The 2521-nt window shown below is 74.0% G+C and carries 2 protein-coding genes and 1 pseudogene; 1 reads left to right on the top strand and 2 read right to left on the bottom strand.

What is annotated here, in order from left to right; all coding sequences use genetic code 11:
* Nucleotides 1-38: 38 nt before the first annotated feature.
* Nucleotides 39-725 carry an HAD family phosphatase gene (locus FREUN1FDRAFT_RS38825; RefSeq protein ID WP_006545929.1) on the bottom strand — a complete coding sequence of 229 codons (687 nt, stop codon included), beginning with the start codon at nucleotides 723-725 and terminating at the stop codon, nucleotides 39-41.
* Between the two features lie 336 nt (nucleotides 726-1061).
* Here FREUN1FDRAFT_RS38825 and FREUN1FDRAFT_RS38820 point away from each other — a divergent pair, with 336 nt between their 5' ends.
* Nucleotides 1062-1904, top strand: a complete 843-nt coding sequence (locus tag FREUN1FDRAFT_RS38820) for a PAC2 family protein (protein ID WP_006545928.1) — start codon at nucleotides 1062-1064, stop codon at nucleotides 1902-1904.
* A 36-nt stretch (nucleotides 1905-1940) separates the two neighbouring features.
* On the opposite strand, the pseudogene FREUN1FDRAFT_RS38815 reads toward FREUN1FDRAFT_RS38820, so the two are convergent.
* Nucleotides 1941-2521 (bottom strand): annotated as a pseudogene (locus FREUN1FDRAFT_RS38815) (hypothetical protein); the annotation flags it as partial.

Here is a 2521-nt window from a genome sequence, read left to right as displayed (position 1 = left end):
GGTACGCCGGTACGGCGTCACCTGACGCCGGTGCGCAGTCAGGTGACGCCGGTGCGCCGGACGAGGCCGGCGAGCAGCGCCAGGTCGACCTCGTGCAGGTTGGCGACCCGGGCCTGGACGGGCGGGGGGTCCTGGCCGGGCGGGATCGGCATCGACGGCACGAGGACCGTCACGCAGCCGGCGGCGACACCGGCGGCCGCGCCGGTGAGGCTGTCCTCCAGCACGACGCAGGCGGCGGGGTCGACGCCGAGCAGCCGGGTGGCGGCCAGGTACGGGTCGGGGTGCGGCTTGCGCCGCTCGACCTCGTCACCGGCGACGGTAACGGTGAAGTGCCGCGCGCCGAGCAGGGCGACCACCGGGTCCACCAGGGACCGGAACGAGGACGAGACCAGCGCGGTCGGCACGCCCGCGGCGGTGAGGACACCCAGCAGCTCCGGCGCGCCCGGCTGGGGGATGATCGCCCCCGGCTCCCGGAAGAGCTCGGCCGACCGGCGCAGCAGGAACTCGGCGGTCGCGGGTTCCTCCGCGGACGGAGCTCCCAGCATCTCCAGCATGATCGGGACGGCGGTGTCGATACCGTGCCCGATCATGGCCTGCTTCATCTCGGGGGTGAACTCCCGGCCCAGGCGCGCGGCCGCCTCGTGCTCCGCGATCGTCCACAACGGCTCGGTGTCGACCAGCAGACCGTCCATGTCGAGCAGAACCGCCGCCGGCAAATCACTCACAGGATGTCGTCCTCCGAAAGGTCCGCGGCCGCTTGGGACGCTTCCGGAAGGGTACCGGGATCGGGTCGAAAGGCCGCCCGCGGGCCACCGGGGAGCCCCGCGGTGACCCGTCGTCACCCGGGCGGCGCCTGTGCGGCATACCCTCTCCGACGGGACATGACGTTGTGGAACACCCGGGGCCGGTGACGGCCCCGGGCCGGGGTTGTTCGGCGCCCTTGAGGCGGAGGTTGCGATCACGCGGCAGACTGGACGACAGACGTTCTCGCGCTCGGCGAGGACGTACCGTTGCCCTGTTACGGGGACTGGGGGCCGCCAGGTGGCGGCAGGAGGTGGTAGGTGATCGAGTTCTCCGGCGTCGGCCAGCTACGGTCGCCGGTGGTCGTGGCCGCCTTCGAGGGCTGGAACGACGCCGCCGACGCATCGTCGGCTGCCGTTGAGCACCTGGAGAACGTCTTCGGCGCTCGGGTCATCGGTGCGATCGACCCCGACGACTACTACGACTTCCAGGTGAACCGGCCGACGGTGAGCGGCACCGACGGCGCCTCACGCAAGATCGCCTGGCCGACGACCCGGCTGTCGGTCGCCCGGCCGGCGAAGTCCGACTCCGACCTCGTGCTGGTACGTGGGCTCGAGCCGAACATGCGCTGGCGGGGGTTCACCGACGAGCTGATCGAGGCGGTCCACGCGCTGGGCAGCGACATGGTCATCACGCTGGGTGCCCTGCTCGCCGACTCTCCGCACACCCGCCCCGTTCCGATCAGTGGCACCGCCGGCGATCCGGCGACCGCTGCCCGGCTGGGGCTGGAGGCGTCCCGCTACGAGGGGCCGACCGGGATAGTCGGGGTGTTCTCCGACGCCTGCTCCCGGGCGGAGCTGGCATCGGTGTCGTTCTGGGCGGCGGTTCCGCACTACGTGGCCAACCCGCCGTGCCCGAAGGCGACGCTGGCCCTGCTGCGCCGGGTCGAGGACCTTCTCGACATGGAGATCCCCCTCGGCGAGCTGCCCGACAAGGCGAAGGCCTGGGAACGGCAGGTGGACGAGCTCGCCGCCGGCGACTCCGAGGTGGCCGAGTACGTCCGCTCGCTGGAGTCACGCGAGCCGGAGACCGCCCTGCCGGAGGCGAGCGGCGACGCCATCGCCCGGGAGTTCGAGCGTTACCTGCGCAGGCGGGGCGAATAAACGCACACCTCGCGCCCGCCCGCGGCGGGCGCGAGGTCACTCCTCGACGATCTCGGCGTCGATGATGTCCTCCTCGCGCGCCGTCCGATGACCTGCCGGGGGCATGTGCACCGCGCCGGTCGCCGGGCCTCGGCCCTGCGCGCCCGCGGGCACGAATCCGCCGGCGGTGCCCGCCGCCGAATTCGAGTTGCCAGCGGAGCGCGGGCCGGCAGTCGAGTACGGGCCGGTTGCGGCGTACGGGTCCGCCGTGGCGTACGAGTCGGTGGCCGCGTACGAGTCGGTGGCCGCGTACGAGTCGGTGGCCGGGTAGGGCTCGGCATCGGCGACATCACGCTGCTGGCGGTGCCGTCCGCGGCGGGCGGCCGCGGCCGCGCCCGCGCGCCCGCCTGCCGTCGCGTGCCGGACTCCCCCCACCGCGAACCCGGACGGGGCGGTCGCCTGCGCGCCCACGTAGCCGTCCGTGGCGAAACCCACGCCGGTACCACCCGTTCCCGGCTGCGGGGCTCCTGGGGCCGCGGTGGCCGTCCCGGTGGCGGCTCTCCCCGTGGCGGCTGTCCCGGCGGCTCCACCGGAGCCACCGGAGCCACCGGAGCCGGCGGAGCCGGCGGGCCGTGCGG

The organism is Parafrankia sp. EUN1f, from assembly GCF_000177675.1.
GTDB lineage: Bacteria > Actinomycetota > Actinomycetes > Frankiales > Frankiaceae > Parafrankia.
The sequence above is the reverse complement of the archived record's forward strand: the minus strand, read 5'-3'. Positions and strand labels throughout refer to the sequence as shown.